Source organism: Burkholderia sp. LK4 (assembly GCF_001043615.1).
Lineage (GTDB): Bacteria > Pseudomonadota > Gammaproteobacteria > Burkholderiales > Burkholderiaceae > Burkholderia > Burkholderia cepacia.
The window spans coordinates 1-2,271 of record NZ_LDUL01000147.1; the positions used below are offsets into that span (position 1 = coordinate 1).

Below are 2,271 nucleotides of genomic sequence, written 5' to 3' on the forward strand. Positions count from 1 at the left end.
ACGATCGCCCGGGGAGTCCTCGCGCGCGATGACGGCGACGTCGCGCACGCCGGGGTGGAGTGCGAGCTGAGTCTCGATCTCGCCGAGCTCGATGCGGAAGCCACGGATCTTGACCTGGAAGTCGTTGCGGCCGAGGTACTCGATGTTGCCGTCGGGCAGCCATCGCACGAGGTCGCCGGTGCGGTAGAGGCGAGCGTTGGGTTGATCGGAGAAGGGATCGGAGAGGAAGCGCTCGGCGGTGAGTTCGGGTCGGTTGAGGTAACCGCGAGCGACACCTGCGCCGCCGATGTAGAGTTCGCCGGGCACGCCGATGGGTACGGGCTGCTGATGTGCGTCGAGGATGTAGAGACGCGTGTTGGCGATCGGCCGGCCAATGGGGATACTTCGAGCACTATCGCTAACGTCTCGAATGTGGAATGTCGACGAAAAAGTGGTTCCTTCTGTCGGGCCGTAGCCATTCAGGAAAAATTTTGGCGGGAACGACAAGGCTCTGCGAACCTGTCTCGGATCCAAGGCATCGCCACCAATGATCAGGTATTTGAGAGTTCCAAATATTGGCGCAAGTTGATCCACATACCTATTAAATAATCCGACGGTTAGCCATAGAGTCGAGATGCTATTTTTCGTAATGTATTTGGCGAACTTGTTTGCATCGAGTAGTGTGGATTGCGAAACTATATGAATAGTGGCGCAATTAAGGAGTGGGGCCCAAATTTCGAAGGTCGATGCGTCAAATGCCGGATTGCTGGCATGTGCGACACGGTCGCCTGTCGATAGTGAAAAATAATCACCGCTTGCCGTTAGGCGTACGATTGAGCGATGAGGAACGATCACGCCTTTAGGTTCACCAGTGGACCCGGAGGTGTACATCACATACGCAGGTCTTTCGCCAACATCGTACTCGTTTTCATCGGTGCTCGTCACGAAGTCAGTGGAAACAAAAGGCTGAATTTCCGGAATCGAAACCACTAATTGATCGTCAATCTCTGGAGTTGATTTTCCTGATTCGATGATAATAATCTTCGCGCTACAGTCTTTTATGATGAAAGAGGATCGTTCTTTGGGCTGAGAAGGATCGATGGGCACATAAGCCGCGCCGACCTTCAAGACAGCCAGTTGAGCGACAATCATTTCTGATGAGCGCGAGGCAACGATAGGAATGTATTGGGCGTCTCGTGCTCCATGTTCTTGGAGTACACCAGCTAATGCATTCGCCCAATTATTTAGCTCAGAATAGGTAATGGTAACGGATCCATCGCAAATAGCTATTTCGGTCGGGTAGTCGTGTGCTACTTTCTCGAACAGGACGTGAATAAGTGCGTTCGAGTCAAATTGATTGGAAGGGGCGGAAAAATTATTGAGAATCTTCGATTGCTCGCTCTCTGGTGTAATCGAGAGATCTAACAAAGGCAAAGAATTTCCTGCTTCGGCGGAGTCCAGCATTTCATTCACGGAGGAATGCAGGAAGTCGATCGTGCGGCGCGAACCAATGCGTGGGTCCGCGTGCGCGTGAATGGTGATTCGATCATTGCTTTCGTCGATGGACACAGTGAGTGGGAAATCAGTATGTTCCTCTGCGTCCAATACAGATATTCCGTTCCACGCCATAGGTTGACTGGGCGAGGCTCGTCGATAATTGAATATTGAGCTGAATAATGGGGATGAATTCGGAACGGCGCTCTCTCGTTGCGACAACGAAAGGGGAGTTTGGGCGTATTCAAGAAGCTCGGCGAGAGTCGAGTGCGTGGCGCGTACGACGTCACTAATGGTTCGATCTTTCAGCTTTAATCTGATCGGTAGAGTGTTGACGAACAGTCCAAGTGCTCGGTCGGTTGCACTTGTTTCGTTGAATCGACTTGAGAGTACGGTGCCAAAGACAATGTCGTCTCGATTTGTTGCTTTGGCAACGACTAAGCCCCATGCAACGTGGAAAAGTGTAGCTGTGCTTACGCTTAGCATCCTGGCGAGACGCCTAATTCTCAAGGTTTCTGTCGGATTGATCTCAAGTCTTTCATATGTTTTTTCGTTGGTGTCATCGATTTTATGCTCAATTCCGAACGGGATGCTCGGTTCATCGAAATCGGCGAGCATGCTGGAGAAATATTCGCGCTCTTGAGTATCGCTGCGCTTTAAATGTACCTGTGCGACAAAATTTCGATACTCTCCAGGAGCTGGTAGGCTCGTGTGTTGGTTAACGATGGCGTCCAATTCGCCGACAATTGCTTCTGCAGTACCGAAGTCCTCAATGATGTGGTGCTTGATGAGGGTAAG

General features: G+C 51.2%; 1 protein-coding gene. It reads right to left on the reverse strand.

The window, feature by feature from the left end:
- Positions 1 to 2,271: non-ribosomal peptide synthetase (locus VK92_RS42325; protein ID WP_048468248.1), on the reverse strand; the 2,271-nt coding region annotated here is incomplete at both ends.